This is a genomic window from Granulicella arctica (genome assembly GCF_025685605.1).
Taxonomy (GTDB): Bacteria; Acidobacteriota; Terriglobia; order Terriglobales; family Acidobacteriaceae; genus Edaphobacter; species Edaphobacter arcticus.
The window spans coordinates 1295642-1316771 of record NZ_JAGTUT010000001.1 but is presented as its reverse complement, the minus strand read 5'-3'; the positions used below and the strand labels follow the sequence as shown (position 1 = coordinate 1316771).

The 21130-nt window shown below is 54.6% G+C and carries 15 protein-coding genes; 6 read left to right on the top strand and 9 right to left on the bottom strand.

The window, feature by feature from the left end; translation table 11 throughout:
- Positions 1–141: 141 nt before the first annotated feature.
- Complete coding sequence (locus OHL20_RS05360) at positions 142–2886, bottom strand: TonB-dependent receptor (RefSeq protein WP_263382173.1); 2745 nt, start codon at positions 2884–2886, stop codon at positions 142–144.
- Between the two features lie 127 nt (positions 2887–3013).
- Here OHL20_RS05360 and OHL20_RS05355 point away from each other — a divergent pair, with 127 nt between their 5' ends.
- The 5 genes from OHL20_RS05355 to OHL20_RS05335 all read left to right on the top strand — a co-directional run bounded on the left by OHL20_RS05355 (position 3014) and on the right by OHL20_RS05335 (position 10970).
- Entirely contained in the window at positions 3014–3580 is a 567-nt protein-coding gene (locus tag OHL20_RS05355; RefSeq protein WP_263382172.1) for an RNA polymerase sigma factor, read from the top strand.
- A gap of 4 nt (positions 3581–3584) precedes the next feature.
- Positions 3585–4382 carry an anti-sigma factor family protein gene (locus tag OHL20_RS05350; RefSeq protein ID WP_263382171.1) on the top strand — a complete coding sequence of 266 codons (798 nt, stop codon included), beginning with the start codon at positions 3585–3587 and terminating at the stop codon, positions 4380–4382.
- 661 nt (positions 4383–5043) lie between these two features.
- On the top strand, positions 5044–6297 hold the full coding sequence (locus OHL20_RS05345) for an efflux RND transporter periplasmic adaptor subunit (RefSeq protein WP_263382170.1): 1254 nt from the start codon (positions 5044–5046) through the stop codon (positions 6295–6297).
- 3 nt (positions 6298–6300) lie between these two features.
- A complete protein-coding gene (locus OHL20_RS05340; protein ID WP_263382169.1) occupies positions 6301–9531 on the top strand; it encodes an efflux RND transporter permease subunit in 3231 nt (1076 codons plus the stop codon).
- Positions 9528–10970 (top strand): efflux transporter outer membrane subunit, encoded by a 1443-nt coding sequence (locus OHL20_RS05335; RefSeq protein WP_263382168.1) that lies wholly within the window; start codon positions 9528–9530, stop codon positions 10968–10970. The genes OHL20_RS05340 and OHL20_RS05335 overlap by 4 nt, the downstream gene beginning before the upstream one ends.
- A 94-nt stretch (positions 10971–11064) precedes the next feature.
- Here OHL20_RS05335 and cobF read toward each other — a convergent pair whose 3' ends face one another.
- Genes cobF through cobG form a run of 8 tightly spaced genes read right to left on the bottom strand, consistent with a single transcriptional unit; the run spans position 11065 to position 18425 of the window.
- Positions 11065–11826 carry a precorrin-6A synthase (deacetylating) gene (cobF, locus tag OHL20_RS05330; protein ID WP_263382167.1) on the bottom strand — a complete coding sequence of 254 codons (762 nt, stop codon included), beginning with the start codon at positions 11824–11826 and terminating at the stop codon, positions 11065–11067.
- Positions 11823–12623, bottom strand: coding sequence for a cobalt-precorrin-6A reductase (locus tag OHL20_RS05325; protein WP_263384952.1), 801 nt, complete (start codon positions 12621–12623; stop codon positions 11823–11825). The genes cobF and OHL20_RS05325 overlap by 4 nt, the downstream gene beginning before the upstream one ends.
- Positions 12623–13390: a precorrin-4 C(11)-methyltransferase gene (cobM, locus tag OHL20_RS05320; protein WP_263382166.1), complete on the bottom strand. Its 768-nt coding sequence runs from the start codon at positions 13388–13390 to the stop codon at positions 12623–12625. Before cobM ends, OHL20_RS05325 begins: the two co-directional genes overlap by 1 nt.
- Positions 13387–13773 carry a cobalamin biosynthesis protein gene (locus OHL20_RS25165; protein WP_396272538.1) on the bottom strand — a complete coding sequence of 129 codons (387 nt, stop codon included), beginning with the start codon at positions 13771–13773 and terminating at the stop codon, positions 13387–13389. The genes cobM and OHL20_RS25165 overlap by 4 nt, the downstream gene beginning before the upstream one ends.
- Positions 13770–14996: a precorrin-6y C5,15-methyltransferase (decarboxylating) subunit CbiE gene (cbiE, locus tag OHL20_RS05315; protein ID WP_263382165.1), complete on the bottom strand. Its 1227-nt coding sequence runs from the start codon at positions 14994–14996 to the stop codon at positions 13770–13772. Before cbiE ends, OHL20_RS25165 begins: the two co-directional genes overlap by 4 nt.
- Positions 14993–16525, bottom strand: a complete 1533-nt coding sequence (locus OHL20_RS05310) for a precorrin-2 C(20)-methyltransferase (protein WP_263382164.1) — start codon at positions 16523–16525, stop codon at positions 14993–14995. The genes cbiE and OHL20_RS05310 overlap by 4 nt, the downstream gene beginning before the upstream one ends.
- The gene (locus OHL20_RS05305; protein ID WP_263382163.1) at positions 16522–17145 is read right to left on the bottom strand and encodes a precorrin-8X methylmutase; all 624 of its coding nucleotides are present in this window, start codon (positions 17143–17145) and stop codon (positions 16522–16524) included. Before OHL20_RS05305 ends, OHL20_RS05310 begins: the two co-directional genes overlap by 4 nt.
- Positions 17145–18425: a precorrin-3B synthase gene (gene cobG / locus OHL20_RS05300; RefSeq protein ID WP_263384951.1), complete on the bottom strand. Its 1281-nt coding sequence runs from the start codon at positions 18423–18425 to the stop codon at positions 17145–17147. Before cobG ends, OHL20_RS05305 begins: the two co-directional genes overlap by 1 nt.
- 992 nt (positions 18426–19417) lie before the next feature.
- Between cobG and OHL20_RS05295 the strand changes: the two genes are divergently transcribed.
- The gene (locus tag OHL20_RS05295) at positions 19418–21052 is read left to right on the top strand and encodes a B12-binding domain-containing radical SAM protein (protein WP_263382162.1); all 1635 of its coding nucleotides are present in this window, start codon (positions 19418–19420) and stop codon (positions 21050–21052) included.
- Positions 21053–21130 lie beyond the last annotated feature (78 nt).

The window sequence follows — 21130 nt, the reverse complement described above, 5'->3', positions numbered from 1 at the left end:
CTGACTTCCGATCCGAGAGGTGGGCGTCTCTTACTTGCTTTTCGTTTGAGTCAAAGTCACCGATTGATTTGTGGTTCTGGAAGAGATTTTGATACCACTTGTCCAGCGTTACAGCATCTGGAACGCTCTGGCATGTAGCCACTAATGTTTGTTCCACAAGGTAATCTTGAAACCGCCGTAGATGTTGAAGGGAGTTCCGGGAGCAAGGAAGGTGGAGGTGCGGATGGGGATGGTGCCAGCGCCGCTGCCATTGGGAATTCCGAAGGGCCGAGCCACCAAGTGATCATTGTTGTCGAAGGGGGTCGTGCCGAGTTGGGCGCCGGTAGAGTAGTGCTTATCCAGTAGATTGTTTGCCTGAACGAAGAGCTGGATGCGAGGCCGGATCTGATAGTGCGCACCGATGCTGGCGACGCCGTAACCGGCGGACTTGCCGGAGCCGAGATAGTAGACGCCGTCGGGCTGGTCGAGATTATTCTCATTGCCGCGGGCGAAGGAGGATCCGGCAGCGAGAATGTCGAGCTCGGCCGTGAGCTTTGACGACGGCTTGTACTGACCATAGAGCTTGAGGAGGTTACGGGGAACCTGGGGGATGTAGTCCCCGGGGACGATGTGGATGTCGTCATCGATGCCCTTGAGTCCGGCAAGAGCGCTGTCGTTTGTGCTGTTACTGCCCCCATCAATGGTCTGGGGGCTCTGGTAGGTAGCGTTGAGGAAGGTGTAGTTGCCGCCCAGGCTCCAGTGACTCCAGTCTTCCCCCAATTCCAGTTCGATACCATCGCGGCGGGTTTTGCCGAAGTTTAGGAAATAGCCGAAGCCAGTTTGTTCCGACGCGACGAAGAGTAGATCGCTGGAGTTCTGCCCGAAGAAATAATCAGCGCTCCAGTGGAAGGTACTCTCTCCGTTCGAGCGAATACCGGCCTCGAAGGTGCGGGAGACGACCTGCTTGAGTGGAGGGTCGCTTACGAGCGCATTCGGCAGATTGCAAGGTTCGTTCGGATCGGAGCAGCCCAATTCGATAGAGGTGGGAGAGCGGCTGGCTTCGCTGTAATTGAAGTATGTGTTGAAGAAACGAGAGAGCTTGTAGGTCAGGCCAACTGCGGGATTGAAACGCTGGAAGGTGTTCGTGCTGGTGAGATTGCCGCGCGCGGCCGAGACAGGAAGATAATCCAAATTATCGAGAGCCGTATGGTTGTAGCGACCGGATAAGGTGAGGCTAACCGACCCGTAGGTGAGAGTGTCGGTCGCGTAGATGCTTGGAGTATTGACAATTCCGTGGAGCTGGACACGGGTGTCGACAGGATTGCCACCAGACATTATTGAGCCGTCAATGAAGGCGTCAACGAGCGTGAAGGAAACATTGTCTGGGTTGAGATAGGCGAGCTGAGAGAGCTGCTTGTAGGTGGAGGTGCCGCGATCCCAGCCGGCGCCGATGATTAGCCGGTTATGCTTCCTGCGCCAAGTCATCAGACCGGAGAGACCGTAGCTGTTCTGCTTGTCGGTGGTGCGGGTAACGATGCCGTCGCACTTTTCGGAGGGCTCGCCGTTGCCCTGATCTTCAAGTACTTGGGCAAGGCAGCGCCAGAAAGGAGTGGGCTCGCTAGTGACATTGCCCGTGATTGGGAAGCCGGTGTAGCCCGCGGCTTTGAGTGCGGCGATGTCGGCGGCCGAGAGGTTGTAGAGTGACTGGTCGAAGGAGTCGTCATTCAGATCGCCGTTGGAACTGTCCGTGCGGACATAGCGATAGTAAGCATTGCTGGAGAGAATAAGTTTATCGGAGAGGGCGTGGGTCGCGTTCAGGGTGAGCGAGGGTGAGCGATCCCAAGTGACGTCCGGAATGGTGTTGACACTGCTGTAATCCGTTTTGAGGAAGCGGAAGTCGGAGGTGCCGTTGCCGGTCAGCCAGTTGTCGGCGTATGCTCCGGCGAGAGAGAAGGTAGTTTTCGCATCAGACCAGCCAAGCTTTGCGAAAGACTGGCGAACCTCGGTAGAAGAGTACTGCCGCCAGCCGTCTTCGCGGTACAGGTTGCCGGCGACGTAGTAGTTGTACCCATGGGGTAGCAGACCTCCGATCTCGCCTTCTCCACTTCGCCGACCGAACTTGCCGCCGGTGATCTGAAGGCTGGCACCCGGTGTAGTAAGACCATCTTTGGTGTGGACAGAGATGGCGCCGCCTAAGGTGTTCAGACCGTAAACTGGATCGGATCCCGGGATGAGAGCCATGTCGCGGATGGCAATCTTGGGAATAAGGTCCCAGGCGACTACATCACCGAAGGGCTGGTTTTGGCGAACGCCATCAAGGTACACGGAAAGACCTTCGGGTGTGCCAAGGAGAGGCGAGGCAGTGTAGCCGCGGTAGTTGATATCCGGTTGGTAGGGGTTGCCGACGTTCTCGTTAACGAAGACACTGGTGAGATGCTTGTTCATGAGGTCGGCGAGGTCAAGGGCGTTACTGTCTTCGAGGTTCTTGGCTGTAATACCTTGAAGCGAAACGGGGATCTGATCAAACGACTGGTCGGCCTGGCCGATGGGTGTGAGCGAGAACACATTGACCGAAGTCGATGTACCTTGGACGCCTAATTTGATCTCGCGGGAGACGAGCATGGTGGATGTGAGATCTATGCTGAGACTCTGGGGAACGAAGCCGCTACGGGCGATCTGGAGACGGTAGTGGCCGGGGGCGAGGCCCGTCAGGTCGAGTTTGCCCTGCTCGTCAGTCTGGAGGGTTCGGGACATGCCTCCAGGACCGTTGATGCGACCGGCAACCTGAAGAGATGCACCTGAGGGGTCGGTGATGTGGAGTTTGATCTCGCCGATAGGTTGAACTTGTGCAACGAGGGGTGAGATAGCTACAAACAGTAGAAATGCTGCGAGGTTGCGGAAGCACATGCGTTACCTTTCGAGCCTGGAGCCTCGTTGCTGCTTGTGAATGTCGGTTTTCTACTGATGTATTCCGCCTAGAGCGATTCTGTTCAGGATTTTTGAACTGCGGGATAGTGAATAATGAGAGCGAACAATGGAGCGGGCATCTTCCAATTCGGCTGTTGGACTTTTTCTCACACAGAGTGATGCCGTGCCAATGCCGCTTGACCAAGAGATGCTGGCGCTGTTCGACTTACTGCGGATGCCGGTTCTTCGGTATGCGGTGTCGTTTGGGCTGGCTCAGTGTGACGGCGAGGATATTCTTCAAGAGGTATTCCTGGCTTTGTTTCATCACCTGCGGAAAAGGCGCTCGCGAAGCAACCTGCGCGCTTGGATTTTTCGGGTGACGCACAACCTTGCACTGCGGCGCCGGATGTTAATTCAGAGTCGCGCGCGGCTAACTCAACTGGATGCCTATACGCCGGAGGAGCACTATACCAGCGAACTGAATCCAGAGGAAATAGCGATTGCGGGTGAGCAGCATGCAGACCTGTTGAGGGTCTACCGCACACTTCCAGATCGAGACCAGCGTTGTCTACAACTTCGCGCGGAGGGCCTGACCTATCGTGAGATAGCAGGGGTTGTCGGAGTATCGTTGGGTACTGTCGCCACGATACTCGTGCGTTCGCTCTCCCGGCTGGGGCAAATGAATGCGAGGTAACTCAATGTTTGGGCGAAGAGGTCATTTAAACGATAAAGAACTTGTCGGTTTCCTTGATGGTGAGATTTCCCATCGAGCAGCTAACTATGCGCAGAAACATCTCGCTGAATGTTCCGAATGTCGCTCAAGAAAGCGAGAATTCGAAGATGTCACGGCGAATATCTCAAGGCTGAACCGCGCTTCGATTGCTGCACCGGTGGAATTTGAAAGCGCGCCGCACTATTTGATTAAGCTGGGAATGGATGCTGCTCCGAAGTTGAAACGCGGACTGCTGTCCGCCACTCCATTGACGGGTCCTGAGATCTATCTTTACGCAGCCATCGCCGTAGCCGTCCTTAGCTGTAATATGTTCGATTGGCAGGGCCATCTCTTCGACTCTAGTCATATGCCTCAACTCGAAACCCGCCTTCGCCCGGATAGTGGACTTACTCCCGGCGTGACGCGCCCAGTTAGCCTCTCTGAGATATGTAACCAACAAGATGGCGATCTCGACCCCGATGTCTCACCTACCATAAAGCAAGCCATCTTCAAGGAGTATGGCATCACCGACGCACCCGCAAATGACTACCAGGTCGATTATCTAATCAACCCCCAACTTGGAGGAACAGCCGACTTGGGCAATTTGTGGCCAGAACCCAACAGCTCGAAAGTCTGGAACGCCCATCTCAAAGATGCTTTGGAAGATCACCTGCACGTCATGGTTTGCAACCAGCAGATTGATTTAGCGTCGGCCCAGCGCGCCATCGCTAGCGATTGGATCGCAGCCTATAAGAAGTATGTCCAAATCAGAAACCACGCCTAATCAGGCACGCCTAATCAAGTGGGGCATGCGCTCGACCAGCCTTCGTGGCACTTGATTTAGCGTCACTTCAAGTCGACAGCCAATGGTCTTTATTGCGAGGCCAACCTATCTATACACCTCAACAAACAGCAATGCCCATCGGCGATATATGAAGTTCAGATGATGCGAGCTTGCCGGCTATCTGATTCGTGGTATTTGTCATAGAATTCATGCAATGTGCGTTCACGAGCCATGCTCAGCGCTACGATGTTCGCCCAATGCTCCCACACACTTCTCAATAGTAGATAGGCATGGAGCAAGGTCTAATCTATCGATCGTGATATTGCATATCATCCTCAAAGATCGTGCATAACACATTTTCTTTGTCTTGACAGTAGCATGATGCGCACCCGAGTTCGGCCAGTATTCGCTGCAATGTCCTCGAACCTCACATGTTCAAATCCACGGTTCGCAGGAGATTTACTCGGGAAGCGCAGCAATTGTTGCTATATAACCACACTGCATTGTCGCCTACAGAAGGCTGATAGATGGTTTTCCAGTGACATCTTTTGAATCGATCGTCTCATTCGCCGCGTCACATGGTAACCATTCACGCATGTGCGAACCTGCCCAATCGAGCGTTCAGAGGCGAAAAATTCTAAGCTTCTACGGAGAATAGATCATGAGCGAGCAGCGTAAGAACGCCGCAGCAGTAGTCAGTTCCAATAATTTGAAGTACGCAGGCGCGGTCGCCATACTTCTTGCAGGCGCGGGCCTTCTCGCAGGTTGCACCTCGAAACCTCCGGCCGCCCCTCCGCCGCAGGCGTTACCTGTGACTGTGGTGCAGCTTGAGCCAACCGACGTCCCGATCTCAGGCGAATGGGTTGGCACGCTGGACGGCTACGTGAATGCGCAGATTCAGCCGCAGGCGAATGGTTATTTAATCAAGCAGAACTATCGCGAAGGTTCGCAAGTCTCCAAAGGTCAGGTGCTCTTTGAGATCGACCCTCGACCTTTCCAGGCAGCTCTCGATCAGGCTCTCGGGCAACTTGCACAGGCAAAGGGCCAAGTCGCGCAGGCGCAGGCGCAGTTGGACCTTGCCCAGATCAACGTAAAGCGCGACACGCCACTAGCGCAGGCGCGAGCGATCGCACAGAGCCAGCTGGACAACGATACGCAGCAAGAGGCACAACAAAAAGCGTCCGTACAATCCGCCCAGGCATCTGTCGCCGCCGCAGATGCTGCCGTCGCGAATGCGAAGCTGAACATTGGGTTCACGCATGTTCGCTCGCTTATCACTGGGGTCGCTGGACAGGCGACATTGCAGGTCGGCAACCTTGTCAACACGCAGTCGATCCTCACCTCAGTTTCGCAGTTGAACCCGATCAAGGCCTACTTTTCCATCGGCGACAGTGAGTACCTCGCTCTCGTGCAGCGCGCCCGCGCCGGCGGCGGAGATCTCCTGAAGAATGCCTCCGCAGTGCCGCTGACGCTCACGCTTGCCAACGGGGAAGCCTATCCACAGAAGGGTCACATTGCCTTCGTCGATCGCCAGATCAACGCGCAAACTGGCGCTATCCGCATTGCCGCATCTTTCCCCAACCCCGGCAACGTTCTACGACCAGGTCAGTTCGGTCGTGTGAAGGCAGAGACACAGTTGCGCCGTAACGCTTTGCTCATCCCACAAGTTGCTATTCAAGAATTACAGGGATTACAGCAGGCATTTGTTGCCGGTCCTGACGGCAAGGCTCACCTCGTTACGTTGAAGCTCGGCCCGCAGGTCGGAACCAACTGGCTCGTCGAAGACGGCGTCGCGCCCGGGGCAAAGGTCATCATCGATAACCTCCAAAAGCTCGGCGAGGGCACCCCAGTTGCTCCGCATCAAGGTCCGCCCGTCGCGCCTACAAGTCAGGCGACCACATCGGCCGGGAGGTAATTCATGTCAAAGTTTTTCATCAATCGGCCCATTGTTGCGATTGTCATCGCCATCCTGACCGTGATCCTCGGTACTGTGTCGATGTTCACACTCGCTACCTCTCAGTTCCCTGACATCGTTCCTACAGAGATCCTGGTCACAGCCACCTACCCCGGTGCCGATGCCAAGACGCTCGCACAGGCAGTGTCTACGCCTATCGAGCAGCAGATGAACGGCGTCGACAACATGATCTACATGAACTCGGTCAGCGCCAACAATGGCGTTGTTCAACTGTTCGTAGACTTTGACGTCAAAACCGATCCCAACATTGACCAAGTGCTCTCGCAGCTTCGCGTCGACCAGGCGCAGTCACAGCTTCCCGCACAGGTCACCACGGCTGGCCTCACCGTGCAGAAGGCGCTTACCTCGCCCCTGATGCTCATTGCTGTCAACTCGCCCGGCAATAAGCTCAGCCAGGACTTCCTCACCAATTACGCGATCATCAATTTGCAGGATCAGATCACACGCGTCAAGGGCGTGTCTCGCGTCCAAATCTTCGGCGGTCAGTATGCGCTCCGTATCTGGGTAGATCCAAACAAGCTCGCCAAGCTTGGCGTCACCGCACCCGAAGTGATCACAGCGATTCAGACGCAGAACAACGTGAACCCTGCCGGTCAGATCGGCGCGGAGCCCATACCGAAGGGTCAGCAGTTTACCTATACCGTTCGCACCCAGGGTCGTCTCGTAAAGCCGGAGGAGTTTGGCAACATCATCCTCCGCGCGAATGCCGACGGATCGATCCTTCATCTGTCAGATGTCGCCCGCATCGAGCTTGGCGATCAGGCGTACGCCATCTCCGGACGCTACAACCAGAATCCCTCCGGCGTCATGGCCGTCTATCAGCTCCCCGGCTCCAATGCTGTCGCGACTGCAGCTGCCGTCAACGCCCGCATGAAAGAACTGTCCTCGACCTTCCCCCCGGGCATCTCCTACAACGTCCCGCTTGACACGACCAAGGCTGTCAGCTCGGGTATCCATGAAATCGTCATTACGCTGCTGGAAGCGCTTGCCCTCGTTGTGGTCGTAGTCTTCATCTTCCTGCAGGGCTGGCGAGCAACCCTCATCCCGCTGCTGGCCGTGCCGGTCTCCCTCATTGGAACCTTCATCATCTTCCCGGCTCTCGGCTTCTCCATCAACACGCTGTCGCTCTTCGGGCTTGTGCTTGCAATCGGACTCGTGGTCGATGACGCCATCATCGTCGTCGAAGCAGTAGAGCACCATATTGACGAGGGTATGGACCCTAAAGCCGCCACTATCAAGGCCATGGAAGAGGTAGGCGGTCCAGTGGTCGCCATTGCCCTCATCCTCGCAGCCGTCTTCATTCCGACAGCCTTCATCCCGGGTATCACTGGACGACTCTATCAGCAGTTCGCTGTGACGATCGCTATTTCGGTGCTCATCTCCGCATTCAACGCGCTCACCCTGTCTCCCGCATTGGCCTCGCTTCTACTCAAGCCAAAAAATAAGGAACAGAAGCCCGGCTTGATCGGTAAGGGCTTTGCGCTTTTCAACAAATTCTTCGGCCGCACGACGGAAAGCTTCGTCCATACCTCGGACGTCCTTATCCACAAGTCCTACTTGGCGATGATTGGAATTGCGATTATCGCCATCCTGGGCGTCTTCCTTGGCAGTACGCTTCCCGGTGGGTTCTTGCCGACGGAAGATCAGGGCTACATGTTTCTCGCCCTACAGCTTCCCGATGGAGCCTCAGCACAACGGACAGATGCGGCTCAGCAGAAGATCACGGCCGCTCTCCTCAAGACACCCGGTGTTGAAGGTGTTATCGCCGTCACCAACTTCTCTCTTCTCACTCAGGTGCAGAGCACCAATCAGGGCTTCTTCTTCGTCGCGCTGAAGCCGTGGGAGGTGCGCAAGAGCAAAGAAGAACAGCTGTCATACATTACAGCCAGCCTTGGCAAACAACTTGCCGGCAATCCTGACGGCATCGCCTTCGCCTTCCCGCCGCCCTCCATTCCGGGTATCGGAACCTCAGGCGGGGTCACGATGGTGATTGAAGATCGTTCTGGCAAGGATGATCCCGAGATCCTTACCAAGAACCTGATGACCTATCTGGGTGCGATCAGCAAGCTGCCTGAAGTAGCATTCGCGCTTCCGTCCTACTCGCCCAACGTCCCACAGCTCTATGCGGACGTGGATAAGGAGAAGGTCCTGCAGCAGCAGGTTCAGCTCTCTGACGTCTACACCACCATGTCCACATTTATGGGCGGCTATCTCGTCAACTACTTCAACCGCTTCGGTCGCCAGTGGCAGACTTATGTGGAGGCAGAGGGCACCTCACGCACGGACATCAAGAACATTGATCAGTTCTATGTGCGCAGTGCTAACGGCGGACAGGTTCCGCTAGGCGCGCTGGTTCACGTCAAGCAGATCACCGGGCCTGAATACATTTTCCGCTTCAACGAGTTCAACGCGGCACAGGTCAACATCACCGCAAAGCCCGGCTACAGCTCAGGCCAGGTGCGCGCTGCACTCGAAAAGACATTCGCCGAAACGATGCCACCCGGAGCGGGCTTCGATTATTCTGGCATCTCCTACCAGGAAGATATGGCGCAGAAGGGTGTGCCGACCTACGCCGTCTTCGGTCTCTCCCTTCTTTTCGTCTTTCTCATTCTGGCTGCACTCTACGAGTCATGGACGCTGCCGTTCAGCGTTCTGCTCAGCACTCCAGTCGCCATTCTTGGCGGGTACATAGCCCTTCATGTCCGCACACTTGAGAACGACATCTTCGCCACGATCGGCGTTGTCATGCTCATCGGTCTCTCCGCCAAAAACGCCATCCTCATCGTCGAGTTCGCCAAGACCAACTACGAAGCCGGCATGAGCATTTCGGAGGCTGCACTCAGCGCGGCGCGTCTACGCTTCCGTCCAATCGTCATGACCGCTCTCGCCTTCGTCTTTGGTTGCCTTCCGCTATGGACTGCAACCGGTGCAGGCGCAGCATCACGACGCATCCTAGGAACCACCGTTATCGGCGGCATGTTCCTGTCGACGGCCATCGGCCTCATCTTCATTCCAGTTACCTTCTCCGTCGTCGAGTACATCTCGCATCGTTTCAGCAAGGGCGGCAAGAGCACGACGATGGACTCCAAGGCAGACTTCGATCCAGTCGCAGCCGGCAAAGCAGCCGGTGGCGGACCGCCGAAATCGACCCCGACCCCAGGAGGTCACGCATGAGAAACTCACCACTCTGGTTCAGACGCACCTTCGCAATCGCAGCCGGTGGCATCCTCGCCGGCGCCCTTGCAGGCTGCAACGTAGGTCCAAAGTACAAACGTCCGGCCTACCCGGCGCCCCCAGCCTTCCGTGGAGCCGACGAAGCTGCCGTTACCAGTGACGCGCAGAACTCACTCGGTGATCAGAATTGGGTCCAGGTCTTCCGCGAGCCTGAGCTTCAAGCGCTCATCCGCACAGCGCTCACCAACAACTATGACATCCAAATTGCAGCCCAGCGTGTAGCCGAGCAGCAGGCGCAGGTCCAAATCACACGCTCGCAGGAATTCCCCACCCTGTCCGTCGGTGGAACCGGCATCGGTGCTTCCTTCAACTCGTCGACTTTTGGCTCGAGCAGCGGAAGCAACAGCATCTCCAGCCCGCTGTCCGAAGGCTCGTTCAATCTCTCTGCTGCCTGGACGCCGGACTTCTGGGGTCTCTATCGCAAGCAAACACAAGCTGCTCGCGCACAACTGCTCGCACAGACATGGGCACAGAGGGCCGTTCGTCTCTCTCTTGTGCAGAGCGTCGCAACCACCTACCTCCAGATTCGCGCTCTGGATCGTCAACTCGACATCACGAAGCAAACCTTGAAGGCACGGCAGGATTCCGTCAAGCTGACCCAGACGCTTGCCGACGGAGGTGCAGCACCACTGTCGGATCTTCGCCAGGCTGAGCAGCTCCTATACACCGCGACCTCGCAGATCCCTCAATTAGAACAGCAGATCCAGCAGCAGGAGAATGCGATGAGCCTCCTGCTCGGCGATAATCCTGGTCCTATCGTCCGCACAAGTCCGAACGCGCTCACACCGCCCCCGCAGGATCTCCCTACCGGACTCCCGACACAGCTTCTGGAGCGCCGCCCCGACATCCAACAAGCGGAGGCGACCCTTGTAGCGGCGAACGCGCAGATCGGCATCGCCCGCGCTCAATTCTTTCCTCAGCTCACGATCAGTGCCTCAGGTGGCGTTGGCGGAGATAGTCTGTCCAGCATCTTTAGCCCCGATGGCAAAACCATCTACGGCATCGGCTCGCTCGCTCAACCGCTCTTTGAAGGTGGCAAGCTGCGAGGCCAGTTGAACATCGCCAAAGAGACGCAGAAGGAAGACGTCTTCGCCTACCAGAAGACGATCGCCACCGCTCTCCACGATGTTTCGAATGCCCTCATTGCCCTCAACAAGCAACGCGTCTACCGCGAGCAACAAGAGAAGCTCGTAGATGCCGCGCAGGACTCAACCCGCCTTGCCCGCATGCGCTATCAAGGCGGAGCTACCGCGTACCTTGAGGTGCTAACCACCGATACCAACCTCTTCACGGCACAACTGAATCTAGTCTCAGCACAGCAGGGAGAGGCTCTAACCTTGGTTCAGCTCTACAGCGCATTGGGCGGCGGTTGGCAGTAGTTATTCGGGAACCTAAGCTCCCGCTGTGTTTCACAGCAGCTTCACATTTACTGAGTCTTAGCCGCTTTAATTAGATGAAGTACTCACAAGATGTTTACTCGCGCGGTTTACACAGCATATAAGTATCCATGATCCATCCTTTTCTGATTCGGGCAGCCGTTCGCTTTTCTTCGATTACGGCGCTTGCCTCGCCTAGCTTTCCCCGAACGAGAATCTCGTCATCCATACCAAGGTAAGCTCCCCACAGGATCTCCAACTCTTGATCCAAAAGCTTCTCGAAGGTGCAATGGCCATCAAGCATAACTACTAAATTTTCTGTTGTGCTCGTCATGGTAGCTAGCAGTTTCCGCCCAGTTGTGATCGAAACAGTTTCTCCAATACCGTTCAGTGTGACTCTATGACGCGCAGCCAACGCTTGAATGCTGGTGATTCCTGGGATCACTTCGTACTCGAAAGCAATTAGACCTCGCGCAATGACCTGGTCGATAATTCTGATCATGCTGTCGTAAAGTGAAGGATCCCCCCATATGAGGAATGCTCCGGATTGATCATCCTCTAACTCTCTGGCGATTATCTGTTCATAAATGAGAACACGCTCTTGATGCCAATGCTCCACCCGTGCGGTGTAGTCTGTGATGGCGGGATCGCGGGTCGGATCATTTACTTCGACAATGCGGTAGGACTTGTCCTGAATGTAACGTTGGCAGACTTCTTTGCGGAGGTGGACGAGGTCTTGTTTCGCCTCTCCCTTGTCTGTAAAGAAGAAGACATCGATCAGGTTGAGCACCTTGACCGCTTGCATGGTAATGTATTCCGGATTTCCTGCACCGATTCCGATGAGATAGATCTTTCTCATGTCCCTTGTTTACTCCGCGTAAGCGACTTTAATTCGCATACCTTCGCTAGCTCTTGAACTAATTCACCCAAATCTGAGATGGTTGCGACGCTGTGCTTCTTGGGCCGGTTGATGACTATCACCTTAATCCCCAGTTCCCGTGCGGCTTCGATCTTTGGATAAGTAGCTATTCCACCGCTATTCTTGGTAATGAGAATATTGATCGAGCTTTTGCGGAGCATATCGATCTCGGCACCTAAATGAAAAGGACCGCGTTCCAGAATCAACCTGCAACGGATCGGCAGGAAATCCTCTGGAGGATCAATCGTTCGGATTAGAAACCAGGCTTGCGTGCAAAGCTTGAATGCACCGATGTCTTGACGACCAATAGACAGGAAGACGCGATTTTCTGACTTGTCTATTAGCGACGCGGCGACATGCGCATCCGGAACATTAATCCACTTGTCAATCGGCTTCCAAGGCGGTCGTTCAAAGGCAAGCAGAGGTATATCCAGTCTGTCGCAAGCTACCTCCGCACTTTTACTGATTTTGGCAGCGAACGGGTGGGTAGCATCAACAACAGCACAAATATGTTCTGCGATAAGATACGAGGTCAAACCCTCAATTCCGCCAAAGCCGCCGATACGAACGGTGCCGCTGGGCAATTTAGGTTGTGTTAGCCTGCCAGCGAGCGATGTGATGATCTCGATGTTCGGGATGGTCTTTAGCGATGTTATAAGCTGCGAAGCCTCCGAGGTTCCTCCGAGAATGAGGACTCGCAGAAGTTTGGATCGACTTGTATTTAGGCCTGAATGCATCACTCTGAGCGCTCGGACAGCTCTTCTCCGCGGTCCCTTTTTGCGGAGTACAGGAAGCTTTCACCAGAGCCAGCTCCGCCGATCGCTCTGCCTACAAAAATGAGAGCGTTGCGATCTATGCCGGAATCAGTGACTGTCTTCGCAAGGGTCGCCAATGTTGCGCGAAGGACCTGCTCATCAGGCCAACTTGCTCTAAAGACGACGGCGACAGGGCAGTCGGGGCCGTAGATCGGCAGAAGTTGATCTGTCACCATGTTGATATTGGTAATGGAAAGATGGATGGCGAGCGTAGCTTTAGAGTGACCTAACGATGCGAGGTCTTCGCCTGAAGGCATCGGCGTGGAGCGAGTCGAAGTGCGGGTCAGGATGACGCTCTGAGCAAGATAGGGTATGGTCAACTCACGACTGATGGCAGCTGCGGCGGCGGCAAACGATGGTACCCCTGGCGTTATGTCATAGGTGATACCCATCTTTTCTAAGCGACGAATCTGTTCGCCCATAGTGCTCCAGATGGACAGGTCGCCAGAATGGACGCGCGCTACATCATGGTTCTGTTGGTGTGCCTCTGAAACCTCCGCCATAATTTGGTCTAGGTTCATCTCAGCCGTATTCACAAGGCGAGCATCGGGCGCTGCGTGAGCAAGGATCTCAGGCGGAACAAGGGAACCAGCGTAAAGGCAGACAGGTGACCTATGGATGTGATCGCGACCGCGTAGGGTAAGCAGGTCGGGCGCGCCGGGTCCGGCGCCGATAAAGTGAACTATCATTCGTCACCATTGGCTGGGAGTGCCGCGACTGCGCATGTACAGTAGCGACCAGTTCGATAAGGAACAATTAAACGTGCCTTCGTCCCGAGCGACGCAAGTGCAGAAGCTTCAGCAACACTTGCGGTCTTGGTCATCTTCAAAGCCAGTGCTGAACGCGTTGAAATGCCTGAGACCTGAGCCAGCGTGCTAGCGGGAAAAAGCATCAGGGGCATGCCAAGTGTTTTGGCAACTAAGCCGGCTAAGACAGCGCGGCGATCAAGCGAGGCAATGATGCTCGCGGGAGCCGTCGCGGAGGTGCATGCCCGGATGAGTTGGATAATGTCTTCGCTACTCGCACGTGTCGAGAAGCCAATTCCAATGGCAAGTTGTGGAGCTGAGATCATGGCTTGGTGACCGCCCATTGGGTAATCGGTATCATCGGTCGCCAACTGAAGGTTGCGCCAACAGGTTCCGCGCGGGAGATCGCGATGCGAACTAGAGAACCTCCATAAAGTGTATGCCACTCAGTCAACTTGATTTCGCTTCGGATAGTGACGGCGTTGATAACGAGGCGTCCACCACTGCGAAGTGCGGCCCAACATGTTTCGAATACTCTTGGAGTAGAAACGCCGCCGCCTATAAAAATGGCATCAGGGCGGCCAATGTCTGCGAGGACGTCAGGGGCACTGCCCTCGATGATCTGTAGTCCGGGCGTCCCAAGTGCTTTGGCGTTGAAACGGATATTTGCTGCTCTATCGGCGCGCGCCTCGATAGCAATTGCTCCACATGCGGGGTGAACCCTCATCCATTCGATAGCGATTGTTCCAGTACCGGAGCCAACATCCCAAAGAGTTTGGCCGGGCAGTGGAGCAAGACTCGCTATAGTTACAGCACGCACCTCGCGCTTTGTAAGCTGTCCGTCCGACCGGAAGACCTTGTCTGGTAGTCCGGGAACGAGGGAGAGGATTTTGGAGGCTTCATCGGGAACACACAAAATCGCAATGAGGTTCAGCTTGCTAATCTGTGTGTCAACCCATGTCTTTGCTTGGGTGCTCACGTGTCGCTCATTGGAACCGCCAAGATTTTCAAAAACATGGAACAGGCTCGCGCCATAACCTGATAGTGTCAGCAACTTAGCCACTACGGACGGAGTGAGGTCGTTCTCGGAGAAGAGTATAAGGCGCTGCTTGTCACATAGGTAACGTAGTATCTGTTCGAGCGGGCGATTCACGAGCGAGACGATTGTTGTTTCAACGACTGGCCAGCCTAAGCGTGCGCAAGCAAGTGATGATGAAGAGACTTGAGGGATGACGCGATACTCTGACGGGCTAAGGGCTCGCGTCAGGGTCACGCCAACCCCGAAAAGCATAGGATCTCCGCTTGCTAATGCAGCTACCTTTCGTTGCCCTCGATGTTGTACGAGTATCTCTTTGATCGCTGAACTCATGGGCGATGGCCAAGCGACTTTTTCCGCAGTCACTTCCTCGTCGGGCATGAGGCTTAAGTGCCGAGCTCCTCCGTAGAGCAGACCGGCCGATTGAATGAGAGATCTTGCGGTCGCACTCAGACCAGGCCAACCATCCTCACCCACCCCTATAATTGCAAGCCAAGGCTCTAAGGTGGTCATATAAATAAGTCCGGCGTACCATAGCTCCTTGGTGTGTATATGAGCTTCCGACCATTCGTGAGGTCGACGCTGCGGGTAGTCGAGGAGCCTATCAGGATGATGGTCTGCATATCAGCCAGAGCAGGATCAAAGTGTTCAAGATCGGTCACAACAATTCGTTCATCGATGCGACCGACGCTCCGCGCAAGTACCACTGGAGTCGTGGGACCGCGATGCGACGCCATGATTGATTTGGCTTCAGCAAGTTGCCACACACGTTCCGATGAGATCGGATTGTAGATAGCGACTGCGAAATCGGCTGCTGCTGCTGCTTGAAGGCGTTGTACGATGACGGCCCACGGCTTGAGCCTGTCGGAAAGCGAGAGCACGCAGAAGTCATGTCCCAGTGGCGCCCCAACACGTGAGGCAGCGGCTTGCATCGCAGATAGGCCGGGGATGATGCGTATATCGAGAGAGCGCCATGCCTCTGGACCTTGCTCGACACACTCTAGAACTGCCGAAGCCATGGCAAAGATACCAGGATCTCCCGAGGAGACGACGCATACTTTGCGGCCGGAGACGGCTAACGTAAGCGCATGCCGTGCACGATCCGCCTCGACTTTGTTGTCCGAACCGAAGCGGCGCTGTCCTGAACGTACTGGCACCCGGTCAAGATAGGTGTGATAACCGACAAGATCAGATGCTTCGGAAAGAGCGTATTTTGCTTCGGGAGTCAGCCAGCTATCGTTGCCAGGCCCGAGGCCGACAACGGATATCCAGCCCATGCTGCTAATATTTTCGGCGCGTTGTACCTGGCTACCATCAGGCACAAGGATGAGCGAGAAATAGGGAACAGTATTTGGATCGACCTCATGAATGGACATAACACGTTCCGTCTCCATAGTCGCTCGCTCTATGAAGAGCGCTCTATCGCCAAGCCCCGCTTTATTGATAGCCCGTTTTACCTTCAAGAAAGTCCGTCCCAGCTTCATAATGGCAAACGCACCCGGTCCGCTCAGCTTCGCGGCTAAAGTTTCTTCAGGTAGTGTCCCAAGTAGAACAGTGAATTGTGTATCCCTGCGGACCAAGGGCGTACCCAGTCGGGCAGCTGCCCCCATGATGGCCGGGATGCCGGGAATTACTTCGGTGGGAAAGCGATGGGCGAGTCGATCGTGCAAATACATGTAAGAACCATAAAAGAAGGGATCGCCTTCGCAGAGGATGGCAACATCGCTTCCGGCTGATAGATGCGTCGCTATTTGTTCTGCCATTGCGTCATAGAATTCTGAAATCGCAGCCTCGTATCCTCCTGGATGGTTAGTTGTCTCAGTAGTTACCGGGTACATCATCGGAAGTTCGATTTGACCGTGGATGAGTTCCGAACAAACAATGGAGCGAGCATTGCTCTGGCCGTGCCGTGCGCAGGGATAGGCCACCACATGAGCTCCCCGGAGAGCTCGCAGCGCTTTAACTGTGACTAGTTCGGGATCACCTGGGCCAAGCCCAACACCCCAGAGGCGCCCGGATTCCGGAGCAGTAACTTGACTCATTCGTTTTCACTTGCCAATGCATTTACGGCAGCGGACGCGATGGCGCTGCCACCACGTCGACCACGGACGGTAAGATAACGTAAGCCCTGCTTATTTGCGACGAGCGCTTGCTTAGATTCGGCAGCGCCTACAAAGCCGACCGGGATACCGATGATCAGAGCCGGATGTGACGCTCCTGCTTCTATCAGCTCAAGTAGATGGAAGAGCGCCGTGGGGGCATTTCCGATGACCACTACCGATCCAGCAAGTCTGTCCCGCCAAAGCTCAACAGAAGCGGCAGTGCGGGTCGTCTGCAGATTTCTGGCCAGCACGGCTGTGCGAGGATCGGTAAGGGTACAAACCACATCATTATTAGCCGGCAATCTAGCACGGGTAATTCCGCTAGCAACCATCGTGGCATCACACAGAAGCGGAGCACCATCACGCAGTGCATTGATTCCGACTGTTGCCGCGTGGGGCGAAGCTTGGATATCCTGCGTAAGATCGGTCATGCCGCAGGCGTGAATCATGCGGACGATAACGCGCGAGAGGTCAGCTTGAAAGCCTGAGAGATCGGCTTCCGCCCTGATGATCGAAAAAGACTCTCGGTAGATGGCTTCGCCATTCTTGACGTAATTCATTAGCTGACAACCTCAAGCAGCGATTGCTGGTGCAGTGCGTATATCGCATTCAAGGCAAAGTCTGACGAACAAGCGGTAGCAACGAGAGCACCCCTGATCTTGAGTGTGTAACCAGATTCACCTGCAATCATCTCTGCGGTAGCCCCGTGTCGTCTCGCACACTGCTTCTCGCATCCAGATAGGTTTACTGCCCACCCCGCTGGGACTTTGTTGTCAGCAAGATGTCTTGCGAGAAGAACGGCATGACTGCGTACATCTGCATGAGAAGCCTCACAACCTGCACTGCCGGCGCAGGCTGCTATTCCTTGAAATCCATTATCACCGCTGCACGATAATGCAGCCTCCTCAAGTTTCCCAACGACTGCGGAGGAACTAAGTTCTCGAATGCGATTGAGAACGACTCCTCTCCAAGGCGCAAGTCGAAGATCACCTGCGTATTCCCTAGCTACGATGGCAAGACATTCTGTTTGAGCAGCCGTAAGCCTCCCTAGGGCTACGGTCGGGCTGATTGTCACGTAGCCATCACGGCTGGGCGCTTGGATCCCCACAAGTGCCTCCTCGCTACGAGGCGCAAAGGTCTTTTTGGGGCTCGAGAGCAGGATATTTTCGAGTCCCGACAGGAGACGCTTCATACCATCAGGCTGGACTATAATGTGCTTTGTACGCGCGGGCACCAAAGCTTCTAGTGACAAGTCGCCGCAGTTTCGCGCAATGCGCAACATGCACGGAACGGCATGTTCTGACGAAATCGCAAAACCCGAGTTCTCACCTGCTATCAAAAGCTGGAAGTAAATTCCCTCTTTTGTTGTGAAGCATTCGAGAGCAACGTCGTCACGGTTAGGAGTGAATCGCCTGCCCCCGCCGTGAAGCGCAAAGCTGAATTTTGGGTCGAGTTCGACGAAGCGACACTCTGCCTGCAAGCTTTCATCCAGCTGACGAACTAAAGCACGAACGTCAACAATCTCTAGCTCATCAGCTCCCGCTAATGGGCTGGCTGCGATGTTTCGCACACGATCGTGTTGTAGCGAAGGAAGAAGGCCCGCATCGATAATTCCTTGTGCTAGGAGCTCAACATGCTCCGGTCGAATGGCTCTCAACTGAAGATTTGATCGTGAGGTGATTTCGACCATGCCGTCGGCGAAGGCACGTGATAGCCCAGCGATAGACCTAAGTTGCTCAGCATCTACCATCCCCCCGGGTGTACGGATCCGAACGAGCAAGCCATCTTTCGCTGGAACGGGGTACAGGACGCCCGGGCAAAACTGTACTCCGACTCTCATGAGCACTGCTTCCTAGACCAGTGATGAGATGATACCGGGCGAAGACCCAGCCCCTCATTCATTCGCTTGTTCATACCAATATCTTATCGGACTGTCCCGTTGATCCACGGAAGCTGCTGTCACGTGCCGGACAGGGAAGAGTATATCGGCCATTTGCTTCGTTGGGTACGATTTACGGACCAGTCTCTTCGTTACCGCAACCCTAGTGTACGGCATATCATCGTAGGTCCCGCTTCGATCTTCGATCAGCGGCCACAGAATTGTCTCAGGTCTCTAAAGGCCGCCGGTGCTGGAAAAGTCATGAGCAACTTGTATTGCATCGAGTCGCACCATTGCGCAACATCGCCGCATGTTGCATCGATCCGGGGCGTAACCACCGTACATGTAACCGCGCTTCAGCAGGTCCGCCCAGCATTAGACTTAAAAGGGTGTCCGCGTACCATGCCATCTTTCGACGGTCTTTGTGCGGCCAGATGTAGTCCTTAGTCAAACAAGGAAGCGCCCGCATTTTGCTTGAACGCGCCCGTCCTCCCAATCCTAGGAGCATTCTCTCGCGTCCTGCGATCATTCTCCGGCGATCAGGATGAGCCTGGGATGGCCGACACCAGGAACGCTAACGATGTTGTTAAGGGGATGGCGGACCCACAAAAATTAGGATCCGGCCTGTTCGGTCGTAGCAAAAATCGGCTGTCTATGAAGCATCGTAGCAAGTCAGCTATCCACGATAGCTTCTCCCTGCAAAGCAGTTGCTTTGCAGGAAGCGATCTCTTCTGCTGCAACGCTGTTCGGTTACTGAGAATTGCACAAAGCTCTCCTTCCTAAAGAAGGAGAGCTTTGTACGTGCGGCTGTGCTAACGTCAAGCCTAAGATAGAGAAATTTACCGCAAGGCGGCATTTGTCATACAGCAGGCCTTCTAAGGCATCGTGCAGTGAGTAGATTCATACGGGAATGCAAGTAGACGCTGTAGGTATACGTTGCGAGGAGAGATTCAATGTTCGTCTCTGCAAATGAGCAGTTGCAACTACTATCTAATCCCCTGATTGACGTTTCAGGGAATAGCTTCCCCCCTCTAGGCAACAAGCTAAACGTGTTGATGATATGGCCTCGTTTTCCACCTTCATTCTGGGGATTTGAAGGCGTCCTAGAAATGGTTCCTGAGAAATCGGTAATGCCACCATTGGGTTTGATTACGGTCGCTGCTCTTTGCCCGTCATCCTGGACGCTAAGGCTCTTGGATCTCTCCTTCGAGCGAGTGAACGAAAGCGAGCTGCTCTGGGCAGACTTAGTTCTGATAAGTGCTATGCAGGCCCAGCGTGTAGACACCTTAGCAGTGCTTGCTCAGGCGCGCTTACTGGGCCGAAGAACCTTTATCGGCGGACCGTGGGCGAGTAGCGAACCTGATTTCCTCGTCACGAAGGCCGACCACGTTCTCGCAGGAGAAGCAGAGGAGGTCTTCGCTGATATTGCTGTCGCGCTTGAATTAGGTACAGCAAAATCGCTCTATCGTGTGTTAGACAAGCCTGACATGTCAACAAGCCCAATGCCCAGATTCGATTTGCTTCATCTGGAGAAGTACACTTCTATGTCAGTGCAGTTCTCTAGAGGATGCCCCTTCCAGTGTGAATTCTGTGACATCATCACCATCTACGGGCGACGCCCACGAGCAAAACCTCCAGCCAAGCTGATAGCTGAGCTTGATACCTTGAGAGACCTCGGATGGCGCAACGAAGTATTTATCGTTGACGATAACTTTATCGGCAACCACAAACTGGCGCTTCAGTTAACTAAAGAGTTAACGGCTTGGCAAGCTCGCAATGCACGCGTCATCTCCTTCTATACAGAAGCATCAATTGATCTGGCAGATCGTCCCGAGCTACTTGCTTCAATGGTAGAAGCGAACTTTATGTATGTTTTTCTGGGTATAGAGACGCCTTCAGCAGAAGCCTTAAAGGGCTCTTCCAAGTTTCAGAACCTCCGCGGCGATCTGGTAAGCCAAGTCAATAAGATACGTGAGAGTGGCCTATGGGTTTTGGCGGGCTTTATCGTTGGCTTTGATTCAGACGATGAAACAATCTTTGAAAGGCAACTGCAGTTTATCGAAAAGACGGCAATAACTTGGGCCATGGCCGGCGTTTTGCAGGCTCCCCCTACTACTGCGCTTTTTGATCGAATGAAATTGGAGGGTCGACTGATTAAAGATAGCGACGCAACAACAAATTTCAGTCCGCCAAATTTTCGGACAGTGTTGCCGCTCCAGGTGTTGCTTCGAGGCCTGAGTACCCTTCTATCAGGTCTCTACACCCCGGATCGCTACTTCGGCAGAGCGCTGCGCTCGATCGAATCTTGGCAGCCTAGAGCTACGCAGCAGCCACCAGAGCTTCCCATGTTTTACAACCTCCGGGTTTTCATTTCATCGATGTGGCAGCAAGGTGTCCGCTCTAACTACAAGCTTGCCTATTGGAAGTTCCTGCTTCTTGCAATTCGTAAGTGGAGTCGCCAGCCAGCGAAGATGTGGCTTGCATTTATGGTTCTTCTCTCTGCAAACCACTTCCTCAAGTATGCTCAAACAGTATCAGATGAACTCGAGCTACAATGCCAAACATTGCAGGGCGACAATTTAGCTTGATGTTAGATGTAAATACTTGTAAACATTTAATTTAAGTTCATTCAATGAGAACAACAGTCTGGTGCACCAAGGCACACA

Excerpts from the sequence above, each read along its gene's own strand:
- OHL20_RS05360 (WP_263382173.1), bottom strand. The coding sequence starts at position 2,886 with ATGTGCTTCCGCAACCTCGCAGCATTTCTACTGTTTGTAGCTATCTCA.
- OHL20_RS05355 (WP_263382172.1), top strand. The coding sequence starts at position 3,014 with ATGGAGCGGGCATCTTCCAATTCGGCTGTTGGACTTTTTCTCACACAG.
- OHL20_RS05350 (WP_263382171.1), top strand. The coding sequence starts at position 3,585 with ATGTTTGGGCGAAGAGGTCATTTAAACGATAAAGAACTTGTCGGTTTC.
- OHL20_RS05345 (WP_263382170.1), top strand. The coding sequence starts at position 5,044 with ATGAGCGAGCAGCGTAAGAACGCCGCAGCAGTAGTCAGTTCCAATAAT.
- OHL20_RS05340 (WP_263382169.1), top strand. The coding sequence starts at position 6,301 with ATGTCAAAGTTTTTCATCAATCGGCCCATTGTTGCGATTGTCATCGCC.
- OHL20_RS05335 (WP_263382168.1), top strand. The coding sequence starts at position 9,528 with ATGAGAAACTCACCACTCTGGTTCAGACGCACCTTCGCAATCGCAGCC.
- cobF (WP_263382167.1), bottom strand. The coding sequence starts at position 11,826 with ATGAGAAAGATCTATCTCATCGGAATCGGTGCAGGAAATCCGGAATAC.
- OHL20_RS05325 (WP_263384952.1), bottom strand. The coding sequence starts at position 12,623 with ATGCATTCAGGCCTAAATACAAGTCGATCCAAACTTCTGCGAGTCCTC.
- cobM (WP_263382166.1), bottom strand. The coding sequence starts at position 13,390 with ATGATAGTTCACTTTATCGGCGCCGGACCCGGCGCGCCCGACCTGCTT.
- OHL20_RS25165 (WP_396272538.1), bottom strand. The coding sequence starts at position 13,773 with ATGATCTCAGCTCCACAACTTGCCATTGGAATTGGCTTCTCGACACGT.
- cbiE (WP_263382165.1), bottom strand. The coding sequence starts at position 14,996 with ATGACCACCTTAGAGCCTTGGCTTGCAATTATAGGGGTGGGTGAGGAT.
- OHL20_RS05310 (WP_263382164.1), bottom strand. The coding sequence starts at position 16,525 with ATGAGTCAAGTTACTGCTCCGGAATCCGGGCGCCTCTGGGGTGTTGGG.
- OHL20_RS05305 (WP_263382163.1), bottom strand. The coding sequence starts at position 17,145 with ATGAATTACGTCAAGAATGGCGAAGCCATCTACCGAGAGTCTTTTTCG.
- cobG (WP_263384951.1), bottom strand. The coding sequence starts at position 18,425 with ATGAGAGTCGGAGTACAGTTTTGCCCGGGCGTCCTGTACCCCGTTCCA.
- OHL20_RS05295 (WP_263382162.1), top strand. The coding sequence starts at position 19,418 with ATGTTCGTCTCTGCAAATGAGCAGTTGCAACTACTATCTAATCCCCTG.